Annotated in this window: 1 protein-coding gene; it reads left to right on the top strand. The window is 40.0% G+C overall.

Translation table 11 applies throughout. The features are described from left to right. Positions 1-1,574, top strand: a 1,574-nt coding sequence (locus ACT3RN_RS15470) for a LysM peptidoglycan-binding domain-containing protein (protein WP_444518812.1), incomplete at both ends; no start/stop codon positions are given.

The following is a 1,574-nucleotide window of genomic DNA, read 5'->3' as shown; positions in this document are numbered from 1 at the left end:
AACCAACCTTTTCCCAACTTATATCATGAAGTTAGAGAGCTAGGGAAGTTGATTAGTGCTAACACCACTAACGCTCAAGGACTTGGCACACCGATCAGTCGACCACCTGGCACGATATTAGTCGTTCATATACGTCACCCTTTAACTAAAAAAATGATCGTAATTAAAAAATTAATCAAAGTACCAGATAGGAAAGGTACGTATACAATAAAAGCGCCTTTTTATATTCAAGTAGCGAAGCTTAAAGCACTTCATCAAATTCAAAACTCTTACAAAAGAAGCACCCATAAAGTTGAGTCAAATAAAGATGAGTACGAAATCAAGAAGGGTCAAGATCTGTATACGATTGCTAAAATGTATGACACCACATGGCAGATACTAGCGCAGCTTAATAAATCGACTATTAAAGACCCTAATAAGATAGTTCCAGGTCAAGTTATCAAAGTGCCACCCAAAGGTAGCAGTTTGACGGGTAAAACGAATGATAGACCTGACTCGTTAACCTCGCAGACTCACTATAAAGTTAAAAAAGGTGATACCTTATCTAGTATCTCACAAAGAAGCGGCGTATCTGTAGAACAGCTTCAACGTATGAACGGGATAACGGATCCAACAACATTACAAGCGGACCAAACGATCAAGCTACGTAGTGATGGTTCAGCACAGACTCACACGACACCGAAGCCCTCATCCACCCCCACTCCTATATCCACGTCAAAACCATCCTCCTCTGATAAAGAAGAAAATGGGTTTTTCGATGGTGCGATGGATGCTGCAGCTGATATAGTGAAAGGCACGGCCGGCGCTATTGGTGGGGCTTTTGAGACTATAGGTAATGGTTTAGGCGCGTTAGGTGACAAAGCAAAAGGAGAGCTGGAGGACTTAAATGAAGCTATGAGTGGTGGGGAAAATGATAAGCCTTCTGGAGGGGCGCCTGCGGCTAGTACTAATTCAGGTATTAGCTCTTCATCTACATCAGGTAGTTATACCGTGAAAAATGGCGATACTTTGAGCGGTATTGCACGTAAGCATGGTGTCAATACTAATGATTTAGCTCGTGCTAATGGCTTAAAAATTACTGATATTATTCACCCTGGTGATAAACTAAAAATTCTTACAGGCGGCGCTACTAGTTCATCTACGAGTAGTTCTTCTCAACCAAGCAAGCCAGATATACCTGTAAACGTGACAACTAAACCGAGTAATAGCTCTGATGGTACGCCAAAGGATATCACTACTACCAATGGTTCCTGTATTTGTAAAGCACATGATTTGATTTGGGGTAAAAAGTTTAATTGCGATGAAAGGCTAAAAGTGATTGAGATATGCCAAAACCTATGGCCAAATAATTATTTGAAAACAGCAAATAATTTGATGGCTATATTTTCTTGGGAAAGTGGAGAGAAATTTGAGACAGGTACCCCTAATAAAAGAAACTCTGGTGGTACAGGACTTATTCAAATCATGCCCTCCACGTATAAAAACTTGACAGGTAAAGAACCTATTTTTGAAACAGTTTACAATTATTGGGGTCTAGGTAAAAATTTAAGAAGGGTCAAACAACTTGCTGATAT

This window comes from Psychrobacter sp. AOP5-GZ1-6, assembly GCF_052376345.1.
Taxonomy (GTDB): domain Bacteria; phylum Pseudomonadota; class Gammaproteobacteria; order Pseudomonadales; family Moraxellaceae; genus Psychrobacter.
Note: the sequence above shows the minus strand (reverse complement) of the source record. Positions and strands in the feature narration are given on the sequence as shown.